The sequence below is a fragment of the Priestia sp. P1_B12_1 genome, assembly GCF_056406695.1.
The window spans coordinates 244,679-269,831 of the sequence record NZ_JBFTZR010000005.1; the positions used below are offsets into that span (position 1 = coordinate 244,679).

Consider the following 25,153-nt stretch of genomic DNA (forward strand, 5'->3'; position numbering starts at 1 on the left):
AATAGACATGTATGCATAGATTGAGGGGGATGGAAAATGAGTACTGGGTCTGTAAGCGATATTCAATTAGTGATTATTACTGGAATGTCAGGTGCAGGAAAAACAGTAGCAATTCAGAGTTTTGAAGATTTAGGGTTCTTTTGTGTAGATAATTTACCCCCTACATTGCTACCGAAATTTTTAGAACTCATGAAAGAGTCAGGGAATAAAATGAATAAAGTTGCTCTTGTTATGGACTTGCGAGGCAGAGAGTTTTTTGAAAGCTTGTTTGAAGCATTAGATAACATGAGTGAAACAACGTGGGTCACGCCACAAATTTTATTTTTAGATGCAAAAGATTCTGTATTGGTGACGCGCTATAAAGAAACGAGACGTTCACATCCGCTAGCTCCTTCGGGTTTACCTTTAGAAGGAATTGGTATGGAACGTGAGCTTCTTGAGGAGTTAAAGGGAAGAGCTCAGCTTATTTATGAGACGTCAGAGTTAAAACCAAGAGAGCTTAGAGAGAAAATTTTAACTCAGTTTTCGTCGCACGCTTCACAGGTTTTTACTGTTAATGTGATGTCGTTTGGTTTTAAATATGGTGTGCCTATTGACGCTGATTTAGTCTTTGATGTGCGCTTTTTGCCAAACCCTCACTACATTGACCATATGCGTCCTAAAACGGGGCTTGAAGAAGAGGTTTCTTCTTACGTATTAAAATGGACGGAAACTCAAAAGTTCATTGAAAAAGTAGTAGACTTACTTTCGTTTATGCTTCCACAGTACAAGCGAGAAGGTAAAAGCCAGCTGGTCATTGCTATAGGCTGCACAGGCGGACAGCATCGCTCCGTCACACTAGCTGAATATTTAGGTCACCATTTCCAGAATGAATACAAAACTCATATTTCTCATCGTGACATTGAGAGGAGAAAGGAAAATCATAGATGAGCAGTGAACAGCTTCCAAAAGTTGTCGTCATTGGGGGAGGAACGGGTTTACCAGTGCTGTTAAGAGGGTTGAAGGAATACCCTCTTGATCTTACAGCCATTGTAACCGTAGCAGACGACGGGGGAAGTTCTGGCCGATTGCGCGATGAACTTGAAATCCCTGCTCCTGGTGATATTCGAAATGTGCTAGTTGCTTTATCTGATGTAGAGCCACTAGTTGAAGAGCTTTTTCAGCATCGATTTGATACAGGAAATGAGCTTACAGGCCATTCTCTTGGCAATTTGTTGCTTGCAGCTATGACGTCTATTACTGGCGATTTTGTGCATGCTATACGAGAAATGAGCAAAGTACTAAACGTCAGAGGGAAAGTACTTCCAGCAGCTAATCAAAGTGTTGTGCTGCATGCGGAGATGCAAGATGGATCCATCGTAACAGGTGAATCTAAAATTCCAGAAGTTAATAAAAAAATTAATAAAGTATTTTTATCGCCCGCTGATGTGAAACCGCTTGTCGAGACAATAAAAGCGATTCGACGCGCTGATTTAATTGTGTTGGGGCCCGGAAGTCTTTATACAAGTATTTTGCCGAATTTACTGGTGCAGGATATTTGTAACGAGCTTTGTTCGACAAAAGCAAAGAAAGTGTACGTATGCAACGTGATGACGCAGCCGGGTGAGACATTAGGCTTTAAGGCAAGTGATCATATTAAAGCGCTTTACAATCATATGCCGTGTGCATTTTTAGATGCGATTATCGTCAATAATGCACCTATTCCAGCACCTTTGAAAAAGAAATATCAAGTAGAGCAGGCTCAGCCTGTAGAATATGATCGTGAAGTATTGCTAAAGTTAGGGTTAGAAGTGATTGAAGATCAAATTATTCAGTATGACGGCAGCGTAATTAGGCATGATACAAAAAAAGTAGCAAAGCTTGTGTATTCTATGCTGACATCGCTGCAAGGTAAAGCGAATACGGGTGTTTAACACTATTTCCGTATGTAGATTGGAGGTGAAGTTATGTCATTTGCATCAGAAACAAAAAAAGAGTTAACGAATTTAGAAGTCAAAGATTGCTGTGCAAAAGCAGAGCTTTCTGCATTAATTCGAATGAATGGTTCACTTTCTTTTTCAAATAAAAAATTCACGGTTGATGTTCAAACAGAAAACGCAGCGATTGCTCGGCGCATTTATGTCCTGCTTAAGAAAAATTATGATGTGTCAGTAGAACTGCTTGTGCGTAAGAAAATGCGGTTGAAGAAAAACAATGTGTATATTGTTCGATTAGTAGAAAAAACGAGAATGCTTTTGGAAGACTTAAAAATTGTAGAAGAAGGGTTCACGTTTACACATCGTATTTCACCAGAGCTAGTACAAAAAAAATGCTGTAAGCGATCCTACTTAAGAGGCGCATTTTTAGCCGGCGGTTCTATTAATAACCCAGAGACATCATCGTACCATCTTGAAATCTTTTCATTGTATGAAGAGCACAACGAAGCTTTATGCAATTTAATGAACGAATTTCAATTGAATAGTAAAACATTAGAACGGAAAAAAGGCTATATTAACTATTTAAAAGAAGCTGAAAAAATTACGGAGTTTCTAAATATCATTGGAGCCCATAACGCTCTTTTACGGTTTGAGGATGTAAGAATCGTCCGAGATATGCGAAATTCCGTTAATCGCTTAGTTAATTGTGAAACAGCTAACTTAAATAAAACGATCGGAGCGGCTATTCGTCAAGTGGAAAACATTCGTTATATTGATGAAACAGCTGGATTAGACATCTTACCAGAAAAGCTAAGAGAAATTGCTCGTTTACGTGTGGAATACCAAGACGTTACGTTAAAGGAGCTTGGTGAGATGGTATCTGGAGGTCAAATTAGCAAATCGGGCATTAACCATCGGTTGCGTAAAATTGACCAAATAGCAGACAAGCTTCGCGCCGGTCAGCCAGTCACATAAGGGGAATTGCAAGGGGGAGGATTTTATCATGGAAAAACAAGTAGAAGTAAAATTAAAAACGGGATTACAAGCTCGTGTTGCGGCACTGTTTGTGCAAGAAGCAACTCGTTTTACATCTGATGTGTACTTGAAGAAAGATGAGAAAGTAGTCAACGCTAAGAGTATCATGGGGTTAATGAGCTTAGCGATTAATAATGGTTCTCTCATTACGCTCATTGTTGAAGGGGTAGATGAAAAAGAAGCAATGGATGCGTTAGTAGCTTACGTAGAGAACGATGCATAAAAAAGCCTTTCCCGCTGCGGGAAAGGCTTTTTTTTATTTAGGGTCGTTTTCTAATACTTTGTCAATTAGACCGTATTCTAAAGCGCGTTCAGCAGTCATGAAATTATCACGATCTGTATCACGTTGTAGCACTTCTAACGGTTGACCTGTACGCTCAGCTAAAATTGAATTTAGTTTTTCGCGTAAGAATAGAATACGTTTTGCCGCAATTTCGATTTCAGTAGCTTGTCCTTGAGCACCACCAAGAGGTTGATGAATCATTACTTCGCTGTTTGGAAGAGCAAAACGTTTGCCCTTTTCACCAGCAGCCAGTAAGAAAGCGCCCATTGATGCAGCCATACCGATGCAAATTGTAGAAACTTTTGGCTTAATAAATTGCATCGTATCGTAGATAGCCATTCCAGCTGTAATAGAGCCACCTGGACTGTTGATATAAAGTGAGATATCTTTTTCTGGGTCTTCAGCAGCTAAGAATAGAAGCTGAGAAACGATTGAGTTAGCTACATTATCGTCGATAGCACTACCTAAAATAATAATGCGGTCTTTTAATAAACGTGAATAAATGTCATAAGCACGTTCACCACGGTTTGTTTGTTCAATAACTGTAGGAATTAAGTTCATATTAAATTCCTCCTTAACAAGAATAATTTGTTATGTACCTATAATACACGTATGGTCAATAAAGGTCAAACAAAAGAACCTCTACTACACATATTCGCTTAAAAGACTATGTATTCCTCTTTGACATTATTAAAATTTTTCCCCCTTCTAAAAAAAATAAACGTAGTATTCTATTGAAAAGAGAAGTTTTCTCTCCTATAATGGAAGTTGTGACAAATATGCCCTCGTAGTGTAGTGGATAGCACAAGAGATTCCGGTTCTCTTAGGGTGGGTTCGAATCCTGTCGAGGGCGTCTTAAAACGTTGCGGATTACGCAACGTTTTTTATTTTGAGCAAAAAGGCTCATATTCTCAAAAAATAATATTTATTTTTCTCCTCTAACCCTTTATACGCGCAAAGAAGCAAGAAATTAATTCCATTGTACCGGTTGCAGAATTTGTCAGAATACTATAAAACAGTATATAAGGAAAAGAAACACCGAGGAGGAATAAATATGAAATATGTGAACAAACTTTTCATTGTCAGTGCATCGGTAGCACTATTGCTGTCTGCATGCGGGACGAACGAAGATTCTGCTCAGCCGAAGTCTAATGATCAAGCAGAGAATGTTCAGCAAGATAAGGCTTCTAAATCTGATCAAACATCAGGCGCTGCAAAAGAAGATTCGAAAAAAGATGCGGATTCTTCCGAGGCCTCAGCCAAACCTTCAGGAAGTCAATCATCAACTAGCGAAACAGCGGAAGATGGACAGTCAACGTCTTCTTCAGAAACAAGACTAACAAAAAGCCCAGAACAAGATTATTCTATTCAAGTAATGGACGGCTATAAACTAACGGGTGAAGAACCAGGAAAAGATGCGTTAGTATTAACTTCAGATGATTCTCAATTTATGCGTATTGAAATGCTTTCATCAGAAGCATCGATGGATGACGCTGCTCAATCTGTTAAACAAACGGCAACAGCAGTTAATAAAAATGCAGCAGAGAAAAAGAATCTTGAAGAGAACGGAATCTTCAAAGATTCTGTTTGGTATGAAGCCACATCTGGCGATCATACGGTAAACGCCGTGCTGGTTAAAGGAAAGAAACCGATGAAGCTAACCATCTTCACGAAAAATGACGAAGAAAACTTGGACAAGTTTATGCAAATGGCACAAACCATTCAATAAGCAATTTTTCTATATATTATACACATGCAGAAAATTCGACATGACGAAGAAAACGTCATGTCGGATTATTACTCGGATCATGGGGTTGGTGCGAATTATAATGAAAAGTTATAAAGGTGCATAGCTCTATTACTTTTTTGATGGTTAGTAATTAAAAATAGGATGAACCGCTTCGTTAACAAAGGTTGACGAAGATTTTTTGATGAAAAAATTACATATAAAAAATAGTTACATGCTCTTTGAAAGCGTTTTTATAGTAAAATAGATGAAGGGGAGGGGAGAAATAATGGAGATTGGATTATTTCAGCAGCAGTCGTTAAAGCTGACGATGTCAAAAGAATTATCACAAGCTATTTCTCTTTTACAATATTCATCGATGGATATTGTAGCGTTTTTACATGAGCAGGCGCTTCAAAATCCGCTTATAGATTTTTCAGAGCTGCCCGTCTATACATCTCACAATCAAAAAAATCATGCAACTTCTGATTCAACAGATTATATGAGCAGTATACCAGCTCCTAAAGAAACGCTGTACGAACATTTAATGAATCAATCCGCATTATTAAAGTTAGATGAATGTGAGCAGGCAGCCGTTGAATTTGTTATTAATAGCCTGGATGATGCTGGCTATTTGCACGATGAGTTAATCATACTTGCTAACCAGCTTGGCCAAGATCAGGAGCAGGTTGAAAAGGCCCTCCAGCTTGTGCAGCAGATGGACCCAGCAGGAGTAGGGGCGAGAAGTTTACAAGAGTGCTTAATGCTTCAATTAAAAAGAAGTAATCAATGGACAGAAAAAATAGAGCAAATTTTGACACATCATTTTGAGGAATTTGCGTATAAAAAATGGATGAAAATCTCAAAGTTATGTCAAATCTCACTTGAAGCTCTTCAACAATTACATGAACAGATTAAAAAATTAAATCCTCGTCCTGGATCATTTTATATGAAGTCCAATGAACGATTCATTGTACCGGATTTTATTGTAAAAATTGAAGATGGAAATGTCGTTGCTTATGCAAATGAGGATTTGGAACCACGCCTTTCAGTGAATGAACAATACAAACTTCAGCTGAAAAACAGGCAAAACCAAGAAATGTTTTCTTATTTACAAGAGAAATATCGTGAATTTCAATGGATTATGAAAAGTTTACACACACGCAAAGATACATTAAACGCATTAATGAATACCTTACTTGTTGAACAAGAAGCATTTTTTAAAAAGGGTCCTTCGTATTTGAAACCCTTAACAATGAAGGAAGTAGCGGAACAAACCTCCGTGCATGAATCGACGATTAGCCGTGCTACTCGGCACAAATATATTCAAACGCCTTTTGGCACCTTTTCAATGAAATCTTTTTTCTCAACTAGTATTCAACTGGGCAACAACGAAGCGACTTCTACAACTCACGTAAAAGAACTGCTTAAAAAGCTAGTATCAGAAGAAAACAAACAGCGTCCGCTTTCTGATCAGCAGTTGGCTAACGTCTTACAAAGCAATTATAACGTTACTATTTCAAGAAGAACGGTAGCCAAATATCGAGATCAATTAAACGTTCTACCATCCAGTCAACGAAAACTTTTTGTCACGCAGTAAAGGAGTGGGAATGTGGAAGTCGTACTGTATACCAAAAATAGCTGTCATTTATGCGATGATGCAAAGAAGCTGCTTGCAGAGCTGCAGTCGGAGTTTCCCTTTCAGCTTATTGAACGAGATATTTATAAAAACGATGAGTGGCTGGAAAAGTATCATCTTACGATTCCTGTAGTAGAAATGGACGGAGAAGAAGTGGAATATGGAAAAATAACAGGTATTCCATTAAGAAAACGCTTACTTTTAAAAATAGGCAACACATGAGTTGAATAAAGGATTCACTCCTGTTAGAATAGATTTTGTAGCAGGGTGAATTTTTTTTGCGCAAGGTGGGACATAATATGTCTATACGGGACAAAATGTGTCCAGCGAGTTTATGCCTTAAGGGGATTTTAACATGCGTTCTTTAATAGAAGTACAACGAAAATTATTACCTGAACTTCTCTCAGTTATGCAAAAGCGCTATCAAATCTTGCAATACATACGTTTAATGCAGCCGATTGGCCGCAGAAACTTAGCTGTAAGCCTTGGGCTAACAGAGCGTGTGTTACGAAGCGAAGTAACATTCTTAAAAGAACAAGATTTGATTGACATTTACCCTAGTGGAATGACGCTTACAAATGAGGGAGAGCTCCTTCTGGCTGAATTAGAAGAAGTAATGAAGGAAGTTTCAGGACTTCGGTTATTGGAAACAACATTAAAAGAGGCGTTTTCTTTATCAGAAGTTGTTGTTGTATCTGGAGATAGTGATCAGTCTCCTTGGGTCAAAAATGAAATGGGTCGAGCATCTGTTTCGTGTATCAAGGAGCGCCTTGTTGGTAAAAAAAATACCGTTGCTGTTACAGGTGGTACGACGCTTGCCGCCGTTGCCGAAATGATGACACCTGATTTAAAACACCCTGATGTACTTTTTGTACCTGCTCGCGGAGGGCTAGGTGAAAATGTACAAAACCAAGCAAATACGATTTGTGCTAAGATGGCTGAAAAGTCCATGAGTCACTATCGCTTGCTTCATGTTCCAGATCAGCTTAGTGATGAAGCATACCGATCCATTATCGGTGAACCATCTATTAAAGACATGCTTCATTTAATTAAGTCCGCTGGTATGGTTGTTCACGGAATAGGAGACGCTATGACAATGGCAGAACGCCGTAAAACACCACAAGCAGACTTAGAAAAAGTGAAAAATGGACATGCTGTAGGTGAGGCATTTGGATACTATTTTAATCATCAAGGCGAAGTTGTTCATAAAGTTAAAACAGTTGGCATACAACTCGATGATTTAAAGAACAATAAATGTGTTATTGCTGTTGCAGGAGGTTCATCAAAAGCAAAGGCAATTAAAGCGTTTATGCAACAAGCGCATGATTCGATTCTCATTACAGATGAAGGCGCCGCAAAAGAGTTAGTAAGGGATTTTAATTAATCCCTCATATAAAAAATACTTTTTACATTCAAGGAGGAAATACCCATGGCAGTAAAAATTGGTATTAACGGATTTGGTCGTATCGGCCGTAATGTATTCCGCGCAGCTTTAAAAAATGATAACGTTGAAGTAGTAGCAATCAACGACTTAACAGATGCTAACATGCTTGCTCACCTTTTAAAATATGATTCTGTACACGGAAAATTAGATGCAGAAGTAGTAGTAGATGGTAGCAACTTAGTAGTAAACGGTAAAACAATCGAAATCTCTGCTGAACGTGACCCAGCTCAATTATCTTGGGGCAAACAAGGCGTAGAAATCGTTGTTGAATCTACTGGATTCTTCACAAAACGCGCTGACGCTGCGAAACACTTAGAAGCAGGAGCTAAAAAAGTAATCATCTCTGCTCCAGCATCTGACGAAGATATCACAATCGTAATGGGTGTTAACGAAGACAAATACGATGCGGCTAACCACAACGTAATTTCAAACGCTTCTTGTACAACTAACTGCTTAGCGCCATTTGCTAAAGTGTTAAATGACAAGTTCGGTCTTAAACGCGGAATGATGACAACAGTTCACTCTTACACAAACGACCAACAAATCTTAGACTTACCACACAAAGATTACCGTCGTGCTCGTGCAGCTGCTGAAAACATCATCCCAACTTCAACTGGTGCTGCTAAAGCTGTATCTCTAGTATTACCTGAATTAAAAGGTAAATTAAACGGTGGAGCTATGCGTGTTCCAACTCCAAACGTTTCTTTAGTAGACTTAGTTGCTGAACTTGACAAAGAAGTAACGGTTGAAGATGTAAACAACGCTCTTAAAGAAGCTGCTGAAGGCGATCTTAAAGGCATCCTTGGTTACAGCGAAGAGCCACTAGTATCTGGTGACTACAATGGTAACATCAACTCTTCTACAATCGATGCATTATCTACAATGGTAATGGAAGGTAACATGGTTAAAGTTATCTCTTGGTACGATAACGAGAGCGGATATTCTAACCGTGTAGTAGACCTTGCTCAATACATCGCTGCTAAAGGACTATAAGAATAACTTAAAATTCGCTTCTATTTTATTCAATAAGACAGAAATCGACTAGACTTTCCTTTTTTATTGGATATCTGAAAATAGAACGACTATAATAAGACTTGCTAAGGAAGAGAGGGGCATACCCCCTCTTCCTTGATTTATGTATTGGCTTCTACATGAAAAAGCGTCATAAGCAGCTAACTGGAGTTTCACTTTATATAGAAAGGCGCCAATATATAAAATGAAATCTACGGTGGTTTGTGGATTGATGATTACATAGAAGCCTACTTGCTTAGTACCATAAATACTTAAGGAGGCCTTTTAACGATGAACAAAAAAACGTTGAAAGACATCGATGTAAAAGGAAAGCGAGTATTTTGTCGCGTAGACTTTAACGTACCAATGAAAGACGGAAAAGTAACAGACGAAACTCGTATTCGTGCAGCTATCCCTACTATTCAATATTTAGTAGAACAAGGTGCAAAAGTAATTTTAGCTAGCCATCTTGGACGTCCAAAAGGCGAAGTTGTTGAAGAGTTACGTCTAAATGCTGTTGCAGAACGTTTACAAGCTCTTCTTGGTAAAGACGTTGCAAAAGCTGACGAAGCTTTTGGTGAAGAAGTAAAGAAAACAATCGACGGCATGAGCGAAGGCGATGTTTTAGTACTTGAAAACGTACGTTTTTACCCAGGTGAAGAGAAAAACGATCCTGAATTAGCAAAAGCATTTGCTGAATTAGCAGACGTGTACGTAAACGATGCATTCGGTGCAGCTCACCGTGCGCATGCTTCAACAGAAGGAATTGCACAACATATTCCAGCAGTAGCAGGTTTCTTAATGGAAAAAGAGCTTGATGTGCTTTCAAAAGCATTATCAAACCCAGAACGTCCATTTACTGCAATCGTTGGTGGAGCAAAAGTTAAAGACAAAATCGGTGTAATTGACCACTTGCTTGATAAAGTAGATAACTTAATCATCGGTGGAGGACTTTCTTACACATTTATTAAGGCACTAGGCCATGAAGTAGGTAAATCACTTCTTGAAGAAGACAAGATTGAACTTGCAAAATCTTTCATGGAAAAAGCTAAGAAAAACGGAGTAAACTTCTACATGCCAGTGGACGTGGTAGTAGCAGATGACTTCTCAAATGATGCTAATATTCAAGTTGTATCAATTGAAGATATTCCAAGCGATTGGGAAGGCTTAGACGCAGGACCGAAAACGCGTGAAATCTATGCTGACGTAATCAAAAACTCTAAGTTAGTTATTTGGAATGGACCAATGGGTGTATTTGAATTAGATGCATTTGCTAACGGAACAAAAGCAGTAGCAGAAGCTTTAGCAGAAGCAACTGACACATATTCAGTAATCGGCGGAGGAGACTCTGCAGCAGCTGTTGAAAAATTCAACTTAGCTGATAAAATGAGCCATATTTCTACAGGTGGCGGTGCGTCACTAGAGTTTATGGAAGGTAAAGAACTTCCAGGCGTAGTTGCATTAAACGATAAGTAAGTTTATGTTTCAGTAAGACGGAGGACCGACCTGACGACTGATAATATAAAAAATTATCAAGCAGCGAAGATGGATGACCAAGAGATAAAAGGGACCGAATCACTTTTAACAGCACCCTCTTGGACATCTAACGCGTGAAGGGAAAACCCACAATAAACAAAGGACGGTGTTATACATGCGTAAACCAATTATTGCAGGAAACTGGAAAATGAACAAAGTACTTTCTGAAGCAACTAGCTTTGTTGAAGAAGTAAAAGGAGCAGTACCATCTCCTGAAAGCGTAGAATCAGTAGTATGTGCACCTGCACTATTTTTAGATCGTTTAGTAGAAGCGACTAAAGGCACAGACTTAAAAATTGGTGCACAAAACATGCACTTTGAAGAAAACGGTGCGTTCACTGGAGAAGTGAGCCCTGTTGCTTTAGCAGACTTAGGTGTGAACTATGTCATTTTAGGACACTCTGAGCGTCGTGAAATGTTTGCTGAAACGGACGAAACAGTAAACCAAAAAACAATTGCTGCATTCAAACACGGTTTAACACCAATCGTTTGCTGCGGTGAAACAAACGAAGAGTACGAACAAGATCAAACAAAAACAGTTGTAGCTAATCAAGTACAAAAAGCATTAGCTGGTCTAACTGATGAGCAAGTAAAACAAACGGTTATCGCATATGAGCCAATCTGGGCAATCGGTACAGGTAAATCTTCAACTGCTGAAGGTGCAAACGAAGTTTGTGCATACATCCGTAGCGTTGTTGCAGAACAATTCTCTCAAGATGTTGCAGATGCTGTACGTATTCAATACGGCGGTAGCGTAAAACCTGCTAATATCAAAGAATATATGTCTCAATCAGACATTGACGGAGCTTTAGTAGGTGGAGCAAGCTTAGAAGCAGATTCTTTCTTACAGCTTTTGGAGGCTGGTAAGTAATGAGTAAAAAGCCAGTAGCATTAATCATCTTAGATGGTTTTGCATTACGCGATGAAGATAAAGGTAATGCGGTAACACATGCAAAAAAACCAAACTTCGACCGTTTCTGGAACGAGTATCCTCATGCTACACTTCAGGCGTCTGGAGAAGCTGTAGGCTTACCAGAAGGCCAAATGGGTAACTCTGAAGTAGGTCACTTAAACATCGGCGCAGGCCGAATTGTGTACCAAAGCTTAACTCGTGTAAACGTAGCAATTCGTGAAGGCGAGTTTGAACAAAACGAAACGCTTCTAGCAGCTGTAAAGCACGCAAAAGAAAAGGGTACAAACCTTCATCTTTTCGGGCTTTTATCTGATGGCGGTGTACACAGTCATATCGAACATCTATATGCATTATTGCGTCTAGCTAAGAGTGAAGGCTTAGAAAAAGTCTACATTCATGGCTTCTTAGATGGTCGTGACGTAGCACCTCAATCTGCTGAAACGTATTTAAAAGAACTTAATGAAAAAATTGAAGAGTACGGCGTTGGTGAAATTGCAACACTTTCAGGACGTTACTACTCAATGGACCGCGACAAACGCTGGGAGCGTGTAGAGAAATCATACCGCGCAATGGTGTACGGCGAAGGTCCATCATATACAAGCGCTGAAGAGTGCGTAAAAGATTCGTATGAAAATGGAATCTATGACGAATTCGTTTTACCTTCTGTTATTACAAAAGAAGACGGATCGCCAGTTGCGACAATTCAAGACGAAGATGCAGTTATTTTCTACAACTTCCGTCCAGATCGCGCAATTCAAATTTCAAATACGTTCGCAAACGAAGATTTCCGTTCATTTGATCGCGGTGAAAAACATCCGAAAAACTTACATTTTGTATGTTTAACTCACTTCAGCGAAACAGTTGACGGATATGTAGCCTTTAAGCCAAATAACTTAGATAACACGCTTGGTGAAGTATTATCTCAAAATAACTTAAAGCAGCTTCGTATTGCCGAAACAGAAAAATATCCTCACGTAACGTTCTTTATGAGCGGTGGACGTGAAGCAGAGTTTCCTGGTGAAACACGTATCTTAATCGATTCACCAAAAGTAGCAACATATGACTTGAAACCTGAGATGAGTGCTTATGAAGTGACGGACGCGTTGCTTGCAGAAATCGAAGGCGATAAGCAAGACGCTATTTTATTAAACTTTGCAAATCCCGATATGGTTGGCCATTCAGGTATGTTAGAACCAACGGTAAAAGCGATTGAAACAGTAGATGAGTGCTTAGGCAAAATCGTAGATGCAATTTTAGCTAAAGGCGGTACAGCAATCATCACAGCAGACCATGGTAATGCTGATGAAGTGATTACGCTTGAAGGTAATCCAATGACGGCTCATACAACGAATCCTGTTCCAGTAATCGTAACCAAACAAGGCTTAGAGCTTCGTGAAGACGGTATTCTAGGAGATCTAGCTCCTACGATGCTTACTCTTCTAGATGTAGCACAGCCAAAAGAAATGACAGGTAAAACATTAATTAAATAATTAATTATAAAGGAGAGTTTTAAAATGCCAGCAATTCTTGACATTTATGCACGCGAAGTATTAGATTCTCGCGGTAACCCAACAGTTGAAGTTGAAGTATATACTGAATCAGGCGCTTTCGGACGCGCTTTAGTACCAAGTGGTGCTTCTACTGGTGAATACGAAGCAGTAGAATTACGCGATGGTGACAAATCTCGCTACCTAGGTAAAGGTGTATTAAAAGCAGTAGAAAACGTAAACGAAATTATCGCTCCTGAATTAGTAGGTATGGACGTAACTGATCAAATCGGTATCGACCGCCTTATGATTGAGCTAGATGGTACGGAAAACAAAGGTAAATTAGGTGCCAACGCTATTCTTGGTGTATCTATGGCAGTAGCTCACGCAGCAGCTGATTTCGTAGGTCTTCCATTATACCGTTACCTTGGTGGATTCAACGCTAAGCAATTACCAACTCCAATGATGAACATCATCAACGGTGGTTCTCATGCTGATAACAACGTTGACTTCCAAGAATTCATGATCTTACCTGTAGGAGCTCCTACATTCAAAGAAGCAATCCGTATGGGTGCTGAAGTATTCCACGCGTTAAAATCTGTTTTATCTGCTAAAGGTTTAAACACAGCTGTAGGTGACGAAGGTGGTTTCGCTCCTAACTTAGGTTCTAACCGTGAAGCATTAGAAGTAATCGTAGAAGCAATCACAAAAGCTGGTTACGAAGCTGGTAAAGACATCCAATTAGGTATGGACGTAGCTTCTTCTGAGTTCTTCAACAAAGAAACTGGTAAATATGATTTAGCAGGCGAAGGCCGTACAGGCGTAACTTCTGCTGAAATGGTAGATTTCTACGAGCAGTTAGTTAACGAATTCCCAATCGTTTCAATCGAAGACGGTTTAGACGAAAATGACTGGGATGGTCACAAGCTATTAACTGAGCGCATTGGCGGAAAAGTACAGCTTGTTGGTGACGATCTATTCGTAACAAACACGAAAAAACTTGCTCAAGGTATCGAACAAGGCGTAGGTAACTCTATCCTTATCAAAGTTAACCAAATCGGTACATTAACTGAAACGTTCGAAGCTATCGAAATGGCTAAACGTGCTGGTTACACAGCAGTAGTTTCTCACCGTTCTGGTGAAACTGAAGATGCAACAATCGCTGATATCGCTGTTGCAACAAACGCTGGTCAAATCAAAACTGGTTCTATGAGCCGTACAGATCGTATTGCGAAATACAACCAATTACTACGCATCGAAGACGAGCTAGGTGTTTTAGCTGTATACGATGGCGCTAAATCTTTCTACAACTTAAAAAAATAAGTTGAAAGTATAAAAAACGGATGACGATTGTCATCCGTTTTTTTACGTTAAAATCCGGTGTATTTCACTGCCATTACTTGTACGAGAGGGTTTTTTATGATAAATTAACCTTAGCGTAGTGCGCGTACTTTATCCCCGGTAATGCCAATCAGAAGGGATGAAGAAACCCCGCTGATTGACTATTACTTGGTGTAGGAGGTGTGTCTTAGTGCATACATTGCTGATTACTTTGCTAGTGATTGTTTCAATTGCTTTGATTGTTGTGGTCGTTTTACAATCAAGTAAAACTACTGGATTATCTGGAGCTATTTCCGGTGGAGCTGAAACGTTATTTGGGAAACAAAAAGCACGTGGAATTGACTTAGTTTTACACCGTTTGACAGTAGTGTTATCTATCTTATTCTTTGTGTTAACACTTGCTGTATCTTATTTCAAACTTTAATATGTTACTGGATAGACTGCCACCTAATGCATATGTACTTGGTGTATACCAACTTATGTATTAGGTGGTTTTTTAATGGGCGTGTTGAATACTTTAATTTCATTTTTAAGTAATGATATAATATACCTTTAGAAAAAAGTACTAAATATAGTATAAAAGCGTAAAAGTGGACGGCCACATCTCTTGTTATGTGATGACCGTCACATAAATACATGTTTTTTTCTATTAGGACTGCAGATATTATAACTAAAAGGAGTTAAATGATATATGAAAATTGCACAACCAAAGCCATTTACATTTGAAGGCGGCGAAAAAGCTGTTTTATTACTTCATGGTTTTACCGGAAATTCTGCTGATGTTCGTATGTTAGGTCGTTTTTTAGAGAAAAAAGGATACACATGCCACGCACCTCATTACAAAGGACATGGCGTAGCCCCTGAAGAACTTGTTCATACTGGTCCAAAAGATTGGTGGAAAGATGTCATGGACGGCTATGAGTTTTTGAAAAGCAAAGGTCATGAAAGTATTGCCGCTGTAGGTCTTTCACTAGGTGGCGTATTTTCACTGAAATTAGGTTACACTGTACCTATAAAGGGTATTGTGCCTATGTGCGCCCCTATGTATATAAAGAGTGAAGAAGTCATGTATGAAGGTGTTTTAGCGTATGCACGCGAATATAAAAAGCGTGAAGGTAAATCGTCTGAACAGATTGAACAAGAAATGGAAGAGTTCAAGCAAACACCAATGAACACATTAAAGTCTTTACAGGAATTAATCGCTGAAGTGCGAAATTCAGTTGATATGATTTATGCACCGACATTTGTTGTACAAGGTCGTCATGATCATATGATTAATACAGACAGCGCTAATATTATTTATAATAGCGTCGAGTCTCCTACAAAAGATATAAAATGGTACGAAGAATCTGGTCATACCATTACCTTTGATAAAGAGCGTGATCAGCTTCACGAGGATGTATATGCATTTTTGGAATCACTTGATTGGTGATAGAGATAATACGAATAAAGAAAAAGGAGGGACATGATGTGAAAGAAGAAAATCAGCCCTATATAAATGAAATATTGGATTTTATGAAAAGGGATAATTACAAACCTTTGACTGTCCAAGAGCTTGCAAAAGAATTTAATACTGAGGATGCAGAGTCATTCAAAGAGTTTGTGAAGGCACTTGTTATTATGGAAGAGAAGGGTTTAATTATCCGGGCAAGAAACGATCGCTACGGGCTGCCGGAACAAATGAATTTTGTTAAAGGGAAAGTAAGCGGACATGCAAAAGGGTTTGCGTTCGTAGTTCCTGAAGAAAAAGATGCGGGTGATGTATTTATTCCCCCTACTGAAACAAACAATGCTATGCACGGAGATATTGTGCTTGCAAGAGTGTCATCAGAATCATCAGGTGCTCGTCGTGAAGGAACCATTGTAAAAATCTTAGAACGAGGTACCCAGCAAATTGTAGGTACGTATACGCAAAGCAAAAATTTTGGCTTTGTGATTGCGGATGACAAAAAAATTGCAGGTGATATCTTTATTCCCAAAGCAGCAAGAAACGGTGCCGTTGAAGGCCATAAAGTAGTAGTAGAACTGACAACCTATCCGGAAGGCCGCATGAACGCAGAAGGAAAAGTTGTTCAAATTCTTGGACATAAAAACGATCCGGGGATCGATATCATTTCTGTGATCCATAAGCACGGTCTTCCTCAAGAATTTCCTGCTGATGCTTTAACACAAGCAATTGATACACCTGAAACGATTGACGAAAAAGATATCGGCAACCGCCGCGATCTTCGTGATCAAGTTATTGTAACCATTGACGGAGCAGATGCAAAAGATTTGGATGACGCCGTAACGGTTACAGAGCTTGAAAATGGAAACTACAAATTAGGCGTCCATATTGCAGATGTAAGTCACTACGTTAAAGAAGGTTCTCCGATTGATGTAGAAGCAGCGGAGCGCGGAACAAGCGTCTATTTAGTAGACCGAGTTATTCCGATGATTCCTCACCGTTTATCTAATGGAATTTGCTCATTAAATCCAAAAGTTAACCGTTTTACGCTTTCTTGTGAGATGGAAATCGATCCACAGGGTGAAGTAGTAAAACATGAGATTTTTGAAAGTGTCATCAAAACGACAGAACGAATGACGTATTCAGACGTTAACAAAATCTTAGTGGATAAAGACGAAGAAGTGTTAGAACGCTACGAGCCAATCGTTCCGATGTTTGAGCGTATGGAAAAGCTAGCAGCTATTCTTCGTAAAAAGAGAATGGATCGCGGTGCCATTGATTTTGATTTCAAAGAAGCAAAAGTATTAGTAGACGATGATGGCCATCCCCACGATGTTATTTTGCGTGAACGTTCGGTTGCTGAAAAGCTAATCGAAGAATTTATGCTAGCGGCGAATGAAACAGTAGCAGAACATTTTCATTGGATGAACGTACCGTTCATTTATCGTATTCATGAAGATCCAGATGCAGAGAAGCTTACTCGTTTCTTAGAGTTCATTACAAACTTTGGTTACACGGTGAAAGGAACAGGAAACGATATTCATCCGCGTGCGCTACAGGATATTTTAGAAGAAGTAAAAGGTACGCCTGAAGAGATGGTTATTTCAACTGTTATGCTTCGTTCGATGAAACAAGCGAAATATGAAGCAGAAAGTTTAGGCCACTTTGGTTTATCAGCTGAGTTCTATACGCATTTTACGTCTCCAATCCGCCGTTATCCGGATTTAATCGTTCATCGTCTCATTCGCACGTATTTAATTGAAGGAAAAACAGATCAGCAAACGCAAGAAAAATGGCGCGAACTTCTGCCTGATGTTGCTGAGCATTCTTCTAATATGGAACGTCGTTCAGTTGACGCTGAGCGAGAAACGGACGATATGAAAAAAGCTGAGTTTATGGCTGATAAAGTTGGGGAAGTATTTAATGGTATTATTAGCTCTGTTACTAACTTTGGAATGTTCGTGGAGCTAGAAAATACGATTGAAGGTTTAGTTCATGTCAGTGACTTAACAGATGACTATTATCGTTACGACGAGCGTCACTATGCAATGATTGGAGAGAAAACGGGCAATGTCTTCCGAATTGGAGACGAAATTGAAGTGAAAGTTGCCGATGTGAATAAAGACGAGCGTTCAGTTGATTTTATTATTGTAGGAATGAAAGAAAGTCGCAAACGCTTATCTAAAGACCGTCCTAAAGTGATTAAAGCAAAACAAAAGTCACGCAAAGATGATAAAGGAAAAGGTCGCGAGGGCAGCCGAAGCAAAAATGAAGAGTGGTCTACTCAAAAGCCAAAGAAGAAAAAGAAAAAGAGATTCTTCGAGGGTGCCCCAAACGTTAAGCGCAAAAAGAAAAAGCGCAAATAATCGAAATCGACAGCAGTGAAGCAGAAGGGTATTCCTTCTGCTTCAAAACAGCTCCATTAAACGTTTTAGTTGTTGTTTAGATTTCCATACAGTAAAATGATACATAATATCATACATATACGTAAGTACGGCTGAAGGGAAGGAACGTTTTATGCCAAAAGGTGAAGGGAAATTAATTGCACAAAACAAAAAAGCCCGCCACGACTTTTTTATTGAAGAAACATATGAGACGGGTATTGTTCTACAAGGAACGGAAATCAAATCAATTCGTAATGGGCGTGTAAATTTAAAGGACTCTTTTGCTCGTGTGCAAAACGGAGAAGTATTTCTACACAATATGCACGTTAGTCCTTACGAACAAGGAAATCGATACAATCATGAGCCGTTGCGTACACGAAAGTTATTGCTGCATAAGCGTGAAATCAGCAAGCTAATTGGCTATTCAAAAGAAACGGGTTATTCATTAGTTCCTTTAAAAGTGTATTTAAAAAATGGATACGCAAAGGTTTTACTAGGGCTTGGTAAGGGTAAAAAGAAATATGACAAGCGTGAAGACTTGAAGCGAAAAGAAGCGAAGCGCGATATCGAACGAGCATTTCGTGATCGTCAAAAGATGTAACATTACAAAATCTTACAATTGCAAAATGCTCATTTTGTGATATAATAAGTATTGTTATCAGTTAGATTTCATTTTGCACACTGAAGTCGCTATCTGATGTAAGATTTTTTCTTACACATTCCGACTCCCTTTTATATGGGGACGTTACGGATTCGACAGGGGTAGTTCGAGCTTAGGTTGCGAGTCGAGGAGATGGCCTCGTTAAAACATCAACGCCAATAATAACTGGCAAATCTAACAATAACTTCGCTTTAGCTGCATAATAGTAGCTTAGCGGTTCCTCCCTCCATCGCCCATGTGGTAGGGTAAGGGACTCACTTTAAGTGGGCTACGCCGGAGTTCGCCGTCTGAGGACGAAGGAAGAGAATAATCAGACTAGCGACTGGGACGCCTGTTGGTAGGCAGAACAGCTCGCGAATGATCAATATGCCAACTACACTCGTAGACGCTTAAGTGGCGATATTTCTGGACGTGGGTTCGACTCCCACCGTCTCCACCAATACATATTGTATGGTGGCTTACCTTACTTATAACAGGAGCTAATCAAATGTATGTTCTTCATTTGATTAGCTCCTTTTTAATTTATGATGTATGTAAAAAGGATGTCTCTTTGTGTAAGAGACATCCTTTTACTTTTGTTTAAGCTGAACAAAAAGCAGCATAAGAAAGGAAAGAAAGACGATTGAAATAACCCATAGCCAAGCGAGATTCATGTTTCCAGAGTCAATCGCTACGTAGATAGCGGTAGGAACAGTTTGTGTTTCACCTGGAATATTACCAGCAAACATCAAAGTGGCTCCAAACTCTCCGAGTGCTCTTGCCAGACTTAGCACTCCTCCTGTTACGATGGCTTTAGAAGCTAAAGGGATGGAAATAAAGAAAAAGACTTTCCATTCGCTTGCACCATCTACTCGAGCTGCGTCTTCAATTTCGTAATCTACGCCTTGAAAGCCTGTTTTGGCAGATTGATACATAAGCGGAAACGCAACGACAACGGATGCAATAACAGCCGCCCACCATGTGAAAATAACAGGTTGTTGAAAGACCCATTCAATTGTCCGGCCAAGCAGGCTGTGTTTCCCGAATATGACAATCAATAAAAATCCAACAACGGACGGAGGGAGCACCAACGGGAGCATTAACGCCGTTTCAATCATCACTTTTCCCTTAAAGTGTTTCCTGGATAACAGTTTTCCTATAACAGTGCCTAAAATAATAACGACAAATCCTGCTACTAATGCAATTTTAAGGGATAGCTGAAGAGGAGATAAAAATTCTTGAATCATAGCGGCCTCAATTTGCAGTGAAACCGTATTTCTTTAAAGTGTCAAGAGCCGTCTTACTTTGTAAAAATTGATAAAAAGCTTTCGCTTCTTGTGGATGTTTCGAATCCTTAATAACGCCTACAGGATATACAATTGGTTTGTGAGTGCTATTCTCTGCAGTAGCGACAATCTTCACCTTTTTTGAAATCAAGGCATCGGTTTTATAAACCACCCCAGCTTCAACGTTTCCTGTCTCCACATAGGAAAGCACCTGGCGTACGTCTTTCGCATAGACGGTTTTTGGCTCAATGTCTTTCCAGAGGTTCATGTGTTCAAAAGTCTCCTTCGCATACTGTCCGGCAGGAACGGATTCTGGTATTCCAAGTGCAATTTTTTGAACAGTCGGCTTTGATAGATCTTCAAAGTTTGTGATAGCAGACGGATTATTCTTTGGGACGATAAGCACAAGGTCATTGCCAACCAAGTCAGTACCATTTTCCTTGGAAATAGCTCCTGCTTTTACTAGTGCATCAAACTTGTCTTCCGCGGCTGAAAAAAATAAATCAACAGGTGCGCCGTTTGTAATTTGCTGCTGCAGCGAGCCTGAAGCTCCAAAATTAAATTTTAAGTCTATATTTGGATGCTTTTTTTCATATTGCTTTTGAAGATCAGTGAGCGCATCTTTTAAGCTGGCCGCAGCGGATATCGTTAAGCTGATGTTTTTGTGCTGAGCTGCGGATTGATCTGTATTTGTTTCGTTCGAACAAGCAGCAGTAAACATAATTAAAAATAATAGTGCGAATAAGGGTTTAAAGTATTGTTGCATCGTGTCACCTCAATTAGTTGTAGTAAAGCAATTTAGTATAACTATATCACGTTCATTTAAAATTTGACTTCCTAAAAAGAAAACAGCGACTTGAAAGGGGAAAACTTTCAAGTCGCTGCTTCATTTATTCTTCCAACGCTTTGCCCATTCCTTTTAAAAAGTGAAGCCCAAATCCAATTGCACGATTGACATCTGGATCGTTTAGCGCTTTTATAAGAGCTAATGCACTTACTTTTTTTCCTGTTTTTACATATTCATTCGCTTCGTTCATACCAGCCGTTGCGCTATTTACAAGTTTAGCGGTTACTTCTGGATCTGCCTTCATCAAACCGCTGCTTGCACCCATAAGAGTATTAATTAAATTGGTTACCGGCTCTCTGGAAATTTGATGAAGCGCAATTTTTGAGATTTTTTCTTTTGCTTGAATCATTGAATCAGCAGCTTCAAGAACACCCATGTCGTTAAGTTCGCCAACAATACCGAGAATACGGTTCAACGCTTCTTCATTATCTGCCAGCAGAGAAGTTAAATCTTCTAATTTTTGTTGTTTTTCTTCTTCCTCGCTTAGAAGAGGTTTCTTAATTTCTGTAATAGGTTGTGCCATCTTTTCTCCTCCTATTTACTTGTTAAATGGACGTAGCCAGGACGGTTCCATTTACGCTGAACCTCGACCCCATTTTGAGGATGACGTTTTTTATTACGCGGATTTGTAGGCGGTAAAGGCGTTTCGCCACCTTTACTTAATACTTCCATCCGTACTTTTGTTTGTTTGTAAGCCGGCGTATTTGTTCGTTGGTCTACTGCAGGTCCCGTCAAGAAGTTAATAGCCGAATCTTTATGAACAGAGTGCATTGGAAGGTACAGTTCATTTGCTTTTACTCGCTCTGTAATTAATGCCTGTACTTTTACTGCTCCAAACGGTGAGATTAATCTGACAAGCGAACCTTCTTCAATTTCACGCTCCTTGGCAAGCTGAGGTGAAATTTCTACAAATACTTCTGGTACTTTTGATTGGATGCCGCTCGATTTATTAGTCATATTCCCTTCGTGAAAATGTTCTAACATTCTTCCATTATTAATGTGTAGATCATATTCTTCTGGGAATTCGGCAGGAAGTACCCAATGTGATAAAGCAAAGCGCGCTTTTTTATCTGGGAAATTAAACCCATCGACGTAAAGTAACGGCGTGCTTTTTCCCTCTAAGCTCCCCCATAAGAAGCTATTCCAGCCTTCAAGGTTTTCGTAGCTGGCTTGGCTGAATAGGGGTGATAGACTAGCCATTTCTGCAAAGATATCACCAGGATGTGTATACGTCCAGTTCGCACCTAAGCGGTTGGCAATCTCTTGAACAATCCACCAATCCGGCTTTGAATCACCGAGCGTTGGTAATGCTTGATACAATCTTTGGACACGTCGCTCCGTATTGGTAAACGTTCCGTCTTTTTCAAGAGAAGGAACAGCAGGGAGTACAACATCAGCATATTGAGCCGTTCTCGAAAGGAAAATGTCTTGGACGACAAAAAAATCTAAATTTGATAATATTTCGTGTACGTGGTTAGCATTTGAATCAACAAGAGCCATATCTTCTCCGACAAGGTACATGGCCTTCATTTTTCCTTCATCAATTGAATGCAGCATTTGAATATTATCAAGCCCTGGCTTGTCTTTAATTTTTACACCGTATGCTTTTTCAAATTTCGCTCGGGCGACTGAGTCTGTGACGTGCTGATAGCCTGGAAGCCAAGCTGGAAGAGTTCCCATATCACATGCTCCTTGGACGTTATTGTGGCCTCGGAGCGGATAAGCGCCTGCTCCAGGGCGTCGATAGTTTCCAGTAGCAAGCAACAGGTTTGAGATAGCCGCTGATGTATCAGAGCCTCCCGTATTTTGCGTTACGCCCATGCCCCACAGCACACAGGTTCCATCGGCGTCTCGAATCATTTCAGCTATTTGAATGAGCGTTGCTGCTGGAATACCCGTGATTTGTTCAGCATATTCAAGCGTGTACTTTTCAAGCAAAGAGTTAAAGTCTTCAAAATAGTTGACGTTTTCTTGGATGAATTTTTCATTGTGCCATCCTTGGTCAATCATGTATTTTGTTACAGCCATTAGCCATACTTGGTCCGTACCTTGTTTTGGACTGATAAAAATGTCAGAGCGTTCAGCCATTTCGTTTTTGCGCAAATCCGCGACGATTAGTTTTTGGTCATGAAGCTTATGCGCGCGTTTGATACGAGTTGCTAATACAGGGTGACCTTCAGCAGGGTTAGCTCCAACGATGATAACCAGTCCAGCTTTTGCGATGTCTTTTATCGTGCCGGCATCGCCTCCCATTCCCACTGTTCGGAATAATCCATCAGTTGCAGGAGACTGACAGTAGCGAGAGCAGTTGTCTACGTCATTTGTTTCAAACATTTGGCGAGCCAGCTTTTGAATAACATAGTTTTCTTCGTTTGTAATCTTAGAAGAAGAGATAAAACCAACTGATCCATGTCCATACTGCTGATTGATAGAGCTTAACCTGCTTGCTACTAAGTCCAAGGCTTCTTCCCATGACGACTCTACAAATGCGCCATTTTTTCGGATTAAAGGCTTAGTAATACGTTTTTCAGAGTTTACAAAATCCCAGCCGAATTTTCCTTTCACACAGGTTGAAATAGCATTTGCAGGAGCATCAGAGCTAGGCTGAACTTTAAGGATTTCACGGCCTTTTGTCCAAACTTCAAATGAACATCCCACTCCACAAAATGTACAGACAGTTTTTGTTTTTTTCGTGCGTGTTTCACGCATAGCTGCTTCTACTTCTGAAACAGCAAAAATTCCGCTGTATCCAGGTTCTACTTCTTTAACTAAATCAATCATTGGATTTAAAACGTCTTTTGGAAGTCCAGTCATAAATCCAGCTTCTCCAAGCATGGATTTTTCCATTAATGCATTACAAGGGCATACTGTTACACATTGACCGCAGCTCACACAAGAAGATTCATTGATTGCTACACCGTCATCCCAGAGAACGCGGGGGCGTTTCGCTTCCCAGTCGATAGAGAGTGTTTCATTAACTTGAAGATTTTGACAAACCTCTACGCATTGTCCACAAGCAATGCATTGATTAGGGTCATAACGGTAGAACGGATGAGACATATCGACTTCATTCTCTGAGGCCTTTGGCGTATAGGGGTATTTTTGATGTTCAATCTCCATCATTTCGGCTGTGTTATGTAATTTACAGTTTCCATTGTTATTGTCGCAAACGGTGCAGTATAGCAAATGATTCTCTAATAAACGATCCATTGCTTCCGTCTGTGCCGCTTTTGCGGGTGCTGATTGTAATTCAATCTTCATGCCGTTTTCAGCTTTTGTAGAACAAGAACGAACTAACTCGCCATTCATTTCAACGATACATGTGTCACAAGTTTGAATAGGATCCACTTCAGGAACATAACAAATCTGAGGGTGCTCAATGCTTTGCTGGTTAATAATTTCAAGTATGGTAGAACCTGAAGCTGCCTTGTATTCGTTACCATTTATATGAACAGTGATGGTTTCACGACTCATTTGTTTTCCTCCTTTATATAAAACAAAAAACCACCATGAATACACACGCCTAATTAAATAAGGGAAGTGCAATCATGGTGGAATAGTTTACTAGCAGGTCTTACTAATATGCCAATCCGGCCCATTTATATCGTTAAGAAAAAGTGATAGAGTAATAACAATTCATTATTATTATTATTCCATCTCGGTTATTTATAATTATATCGCTACGTTTTTAAATGCACAACTTTTTTAAATACCGAACTCTCTTCAAAAGTTTTGCTGCAAAAATTTTAGGCTTTTATTTTTTGAAGTGTTGATTTATGATAAAAAAACTGTAGGAATAAAATGCACAATTTAATTTTAATCGGTGGGAGAGCGTTGATTATGTCAAAAACTATTCATGAATTTAATGATATTATTCGGAAGCTTCGAAAAGATTTATTTGGAAAAGGACCGGAAAGAATACATACGGTTTTTGTTGAAAATATGGCTGTCTCAACACTGTATGGAAATTTAACTCCGACAGAAACATTTATTGCAAGCACTTCTGAAGGATGTGACATGGTTCATCTAGCTCGAACAAAAATGATCCAAGATGTATATGCATCGAATCCGCCCGAAGGGCTAGAAGAATTGGTCGGAGCAAAGCTGGTTAATTTATTTTCAGATATGAAAATAAAAGAAAATATAGCGGTTTCCGTATTCGTTTTTGATAAAAACATTATTTGAAAAAGGAGACATCACATGAATTCGACCGTTAAG

The 25,153-nt window shown here is 39.4% G+C and carries 23 protein-coding genes, 1 tRNA gene and 1 other RNA gene; 20 read left to right on the forward strand and 5 right to left on the reverse strand.

Annotation, left to right across the window (positions count from 1 at the left end):
- The first annotated feature begins 36 nt into the window (after nt 1-36).
- From rapZ to AC1D0Y_RS18345, 4 genes are read left to right on the forward strand one after another with little or no spacing between them, the layout of a single operon-like run.
- Entirely contained in the window at nt 37-930 is an 894-nt protein-coding gene (gene rapZ, locus AC1D0Y_RS18330) for an RNase adapter RapZ (protein ID WP_013059711.1), read from the forward strand.
- Nucleotides 927-1,913: a gluconeogenesis factor YvcK family protein gene (locus tag AC1D0Y_RS18335; protein WP_013085391.1), complete on the forward strand. Its 987-nt coding sequence runs from the start codon at nt 927-929 to the stop codon at nt 1,911-1,913. Before rapZ ends, AC1D0Y_RS18335 begins: the two co-directional genes overlap by 4 nt.
- Before the next feature lie 33 nt (nt 1,914-1,946).
- A complete protein-coding gene (gene whiA, locus AC1D0Y_RS18340; RefSeq protein ID WP_013085390.1) occupies nt 1,947-2,891 on the forward strand; it encodes a DNA-binding protein WhiA in 945 nt (314 codons plus the stop codon).
- Between the two features lie 28 nt (nt 2,892-2,919).
- Entirely contained in the window at nt 2,920-3,174 is a 255-nt protein-coding gene (locus tag AC1D0Y_RS18345) for an HPr family phosphocarrier protein (RefSeq protein WP_013059708.1), read from the forward strand.
- A gap of 33 nt (nt 3,175-3,207) precedes the next feature.
- Here AC1D0Y_RS18345 and clpP read toward each other — a convergent pair whose 3' ends face one another.
- Entirely contained in the window at nt 3,208-3,795 is a 588-nt protein-coding gene (gene clpP / locus AC1D0Y_RS18350) for an ATP-dependent Clp endopeptidase proteolytic subunit ClpP (RefSeq protein WP_013059707.1), read from the reverse strand.
- 220 nt (nt 3,796-4,015) lie between these two features.
- On the opposite strand from clpP, the gene AC1D0Y_RS18355 reads away from it, so the two are divergent.
- The 15 genes from AC1D0Y_RS18355 (at nt 4,016) to ssrA (ending at nt 19,262) form a co-directional block, all read left to right on the forward strand.
- Nucleotides 4,016-4,087, forward strand: a tRNA-Arg gene (locus AC1D0Y_RS18355).
- 201 nt (nt 4,088-4,288) lie between these two features.
- Nucleotides 4,289-4,963 (forward strand): hypothetical protein, encoded by a 675-nt coding sequence (locus AC1D0Y_RS18360; protein ID WP_477707838.1) that lies wholly within the window; start codon nt 4,289-4,291, stop codon nt 4,961-4,963.
- A 286-nt stretch (nt 4,964-5,249) separates the two neighbouring features.
- Nucleotides 5,250-6,560 carry an RNA polymerase factor sigma-54 gene (gene rpoN, locus AC1D0Y_RS18365; protein WP_028409645.1) on the forward strand — a complete coding sequence of 437 codons (1,311 nt, stop codon included), beginning with the start codon at nt 5,250-5,252 and terminating at the stop codon, nt 6,558-6,560.
- Between the two features lie 12 nt (nt 6,561-6,572).
- Nucleotides 6,573-6,821 (forward strand): glutaredoxin family protein, encoded by a 249-nt coding sequence (locus AC1D0Y_RS18370; RefSeq protein ID WP_060745836.1) that lies wholly within the window; start codon nt 6,573-6,575, stop codon nt 6,819-6,821.
- Between the two features lie 133 nt (nt 6,822-6,954).
- A complete protein-coding gene (locus tag AC1D0Y_RS18375; RefSeq protein WP_013085386.1) occupies nt 6,955-7,983 on the forward strand; it encodes a sugar-binding transcriptional regulator in 1,029 nt (342 codons plus the stop codon).
- Between the two features lie 45 nt (nt 7,984-8,028).
- On the forward strand, nt 8,029-9,036 hold the full coding sequence (gene gap, locus AC1D0Y_RS18380) for a type I glyceraldehyde-3-phosphate dehydrogenase (protein ID WP_013059702.1): 1,008 nt from the start codon (nt 8,029-8,031) through the stop codon (nt 9,034-9,036).
- Nucleotides 9,037-9,345: 309 nt separating this feature from the next.
- Entirely contained in the window at nt 9,346-10,530 is a 1,185-nt protein-coding gene (locus AC1D0Y_RS18385) for a phosphoglycerate kinase (RefSeq protein WP_013059701.1), read from the forward strand.
- Between the two features lie 175 nt (nt 10,531-10,705).
- Complete coding sequence (gene tpiA / locus AC1D0Y_RS18390) at nt 10,706-11,461, forward strand: triose-phosphate isomerase (RefSeq protein WP_013059700.1); 756 nt, start codon at nt 10,706-10,708, stop codon at nt 11,459-11,461.
- Nucleotides 11,461-12,993, forward strand: coding sequence for a 2,3-bisphosphoglycerate-independent phosphoglycerate mutase (gpmI, locus tag AC1D0Y_RS18395; RefSeq protein ID WP_013085384.1), 1,533 nt, complete (start codon nt 11,461-11,463; stop codon nt 12,991-12,993). Before tpiA ends, gpmI begins: the two co-directional genes overlap by 1 nt.
- Before the next feature lie 24 nt (nt 12,994-13,017).
- A complete protein-coding gene (gene eno, locus AC1D0Y_RS18400) occupies nt 13,018-14,313 on the forward strand; it encodes a phosphopyruvate hydratase (protein ID WP_013059698.1) in 1,296 nt (431 codons plus the stop codon).
- Nucleotides 14,314-14,521: 208 nt separating this feature from the next.
- The gene (secG, locus tag AC1D0Y_RS18405; RefSeq protein ID WP_013059697.1) at nt 14,522-14,755 is read left to right on the forward strand and encodes a preprotein translocase subunit SecG; all 234 of its coding nucleotides are present in this window, start codon (nt 14,522-14,524) and stop codon (nt 14,753-14,755) included.
- Nucleotides 14,756-15,022: 267 nt separating this feature from the next.
- The gene (locus AC1D0Y_RS18410; protein ID WP_013059696.1) at nt 15,023-15,763 is read left to right on the forward strand and encodes an alpha/beta hydrolase; all 741 of its coding nucleotides are present in this window, start codon (nt 15,023-15,025) and stop codon (nt 15,761-15,763) included.
- A gap of 38 nt (nt 15,764-15,801) precedes the next feature.
- Complete coding sequence (gene rnr, locus AC1D0Y_RS18415; protein ID WP_013059695.1) at nt 15,802-18,144, forward strand: ribonuclease R; 2,343 nt, start codon at nt 15,802-15,804, stop codon at nt 18,142-18,144.
- A gap of 151 nt (nt 18,145-18,295) precedes the next feature.
- On the forward strand, nt 18,296-18,763 hold the full coding sequence (smpB, locus tag AC1D0Y_RS18420; RefSeq protein WP_013059694.1) for an SsrA-binding protein SmpB: 468 nt from the start codon (nt 18,296-18,298) through the stop codon (nt 18,761-18,763).
- A gap of 137 nt (nt 18,764-18,900) precedes the next feature.
- Nucleotides 18,901-19,262, forward strand: a transfer-messenger RNA (tmRNA) gene (gene ssrA, locus AC1D0Y_RS18425).
- 130 nt (nt 19,263-19,392) lie between these two features.
- On the opposite strand, the gene modB is transcribed toward ssrA, so the two are convergent.
- The 4 genes from modB to fdhF form a co-directional block, all read right to left on the reverse strand.
- Nucleotides 19,393-20,049: a molybdate ABC transporter permease subunit gene (gene modB, locus AC1D0Y_RS18430; RefSeq protein ID WP_028409640.1), complete on the reverse strand. Its 657-nt coding sequence runs from the start codon at nt 20,047-20,049 to the stop codon at nt 19,393-19,395.
- A 7-nt stretch (nt 20,050-20,056) separates the two neighbouring features.
- Nucleotides 20,057-20,854 (reverse strand): molybdate ABC transporter substrate-binding protein, encoded by a 798-nt coding sequence (modA, locus tag AC1D0Y_RS18435; protein WP_098526056.1) that lies wholly within the window; start codon nt 20,852-20,854, stop codon nt 20,057-20,059.
- Between the two features lie 124 nt (nt 20,855-20,978).
- Nucleotides 20,979-21,458, reverse strand: a complete 480-nt coding sequence (locus tag AC1D0Y_RS18440) for a helical membrane plugin domain-containing protein (protein WP_013085382.1) — start codon at nt 21,456-21,458, stop codon at nt 20,979-20,981.
- Between the two features lie 11 nt (nt 21,459-21,469).
- Nucleotides 21,470-24,409 (reverse strand): formate dehydrogenase subunit alpha, encoded by a 2,940-nt coding sequence (gene fdhF / locus AC1D0Y_RS18445; protein WP_098332569.1) that lies wholly within the window; start codon nt 24,407-24,409, stop codon nt 21,470-21,472.
- A 366-nt stretch (nt 24,410-24,775) separates the two neighbouring features.
- Here fdhF and AC1D0Y_RS18450 point away from each other — a divergent pair, with 366 nt between their 5' ends.
- The gene (locus tag AC1D0Y_RS18450) at nt 24,776-25,120 is read left to right on the forward strand and encodes a Na-translocating system protein MpsC family protein (RefSeq protein WP_013059689.1); all 345 of its coding nucleotides are present in this window, start codon (nt 24,776-24,778) and stop codon (nt 25,118-25,120) included.
- Nucleotides 25,121-25,153: the final 33 nt, after the last annotated feature.

Excerpts from the sequence above, each read along its gene's own strand:
- tpiA (WP_013059700.1), top strand. The coding sequence starts at position 10,706 with ATGCGTAAACCAATTATTGCAGGAAACTGGAAAATGAACAAAGTACTT.
- modA (WP_098526056.1), bottom strand. The coding sequence starts at position 20,854 with ATGCAACAATACTTTAAACCCTTATTCGCACTATTATTTTTAATTATG.
- AC1D0Y_RS18375 (WP_013085386.1), top strand. The coding sequence starts at position 6,955 with ATGCGTTCTTTAATAGAAGTACAACGAAAATTATTACCTGAACTTCTC.
- AC1D0Y_RS18360 (WP_477707838.1), top strand. The coding sequence starts at position 4,289 with ATGAAATATGTGAACAAACTTTTCATTGTCAGTGCATCGGTAGCACTA.
- AC1D0Y_RS18345 (WP_013059708.1), top strand. The coding sequence starts at position 2,920 with ATGGAAAAACAAGTAGAAGTAAAATTAAAAACGGGATTACAAGCTCGT.
- clpP (WP_013059707.1), bottom strand. The coding sequence starts at position 3,795 with ATGAACTTAATTCCTACAGTTATTGAACAAACAAACCGTGGTGAACGT.
- AC1D0Y_RS18410 (WP_013059696.1), top strand. The coding sequence starts at position 15,023 with ATGAAAATTGCACAACCAAAGCCATTTACATTTGAAGGCGGCGAAAAA.
- AC1D0Y_RS18440 (WP_013085382.1), bottom strand. The coding sequence starts at position 21,458 with ATGGCACAACCTATTACAGAAATTAAGAAACCTCTTCTAAGCGAGGAA.
- rpoN (WP_028409645.1), top strand. The coding sequence starts at position 5,250 with ATGGAGATTGGATTATTTCAGCAGCAGTCGTTAAAGCTGACGATGTCA.
- gap (WP_013059702.1), top strand. The coding sequence starts at position 8,029 with ATGGCAGTAAAAATTGGTATTAACGGATTTGGTCGTATCGGCCGTAAT.
- smpB (WP_013059694.1), top strand. The coding sequence starts at position 18,296 with ATGCCAAAAGGTGAAGGGAAATTAATTGCACAAAACAAAAAAGCCCGC.
- AC1D0Y_RS18450 (WP_013059689.1), top strand. The coding sequence starts at position 24,776 with ATGTCAAAAACTATTCATGAATTTAATGATATTATTCGGAAGCTTCGA.
- fdhF (WP_098332569.1), bottom strand. The coding sequence starts at position 24,409 with ATGAGTCGTGAAACCATCACTGTTCATATAAATGGTAACGAATACAAG.
- AC1D0Y_RS18335 (WP_013085391.1), top strand. The coding sequence starts at position 927 with ATGAGCAGTGAACAGCTTCCAAAAGTTGTCGTCATTGGGGGAGGAACG.
- eno (WP_013059698.1), top strand. The coding sequence starts at position 13,018 with ATGCCAGCAATTCTTGACATTTATGCACGCGAAGTATTAGATTCTCGC.
- whiA (WP_013085390.1), top strand. The coding sequence starts at position 1,947 with ATGTCATTTGCATCAGAAACAAAAAAAGAGTTAACGAATTTAGAAGTC.
- rapZ (WP_013059711.1), top strand. The coding sequence starts at position 37 with ATGAGTACTGGGTCTGTAAGCGATATTCAATTAGTGATTATTACTGGA.
- AC1D0Y_RS18385 (WP_013059701.1), top strand. The coding sequence starts at position 9,346 with ATGAACAAAAAAACGTTGAAAGACATCGATGTAAAAGGAAAGCGAGTA.
- gpmI (WP_013085384.1), top strand. The coding sequence starts at position 11,461 with ATGAGTAAAAAGCCAGTAGCATTAATCATCTTAGATGGTTTTGCATTA.
- modB (WP_028409640.1), bottom strand. The coding sequence starts at position 20,049 with ATGATTCAAGAATTTTTATCTCCTCTTCAGCTATCCCTTAAAATTGCA.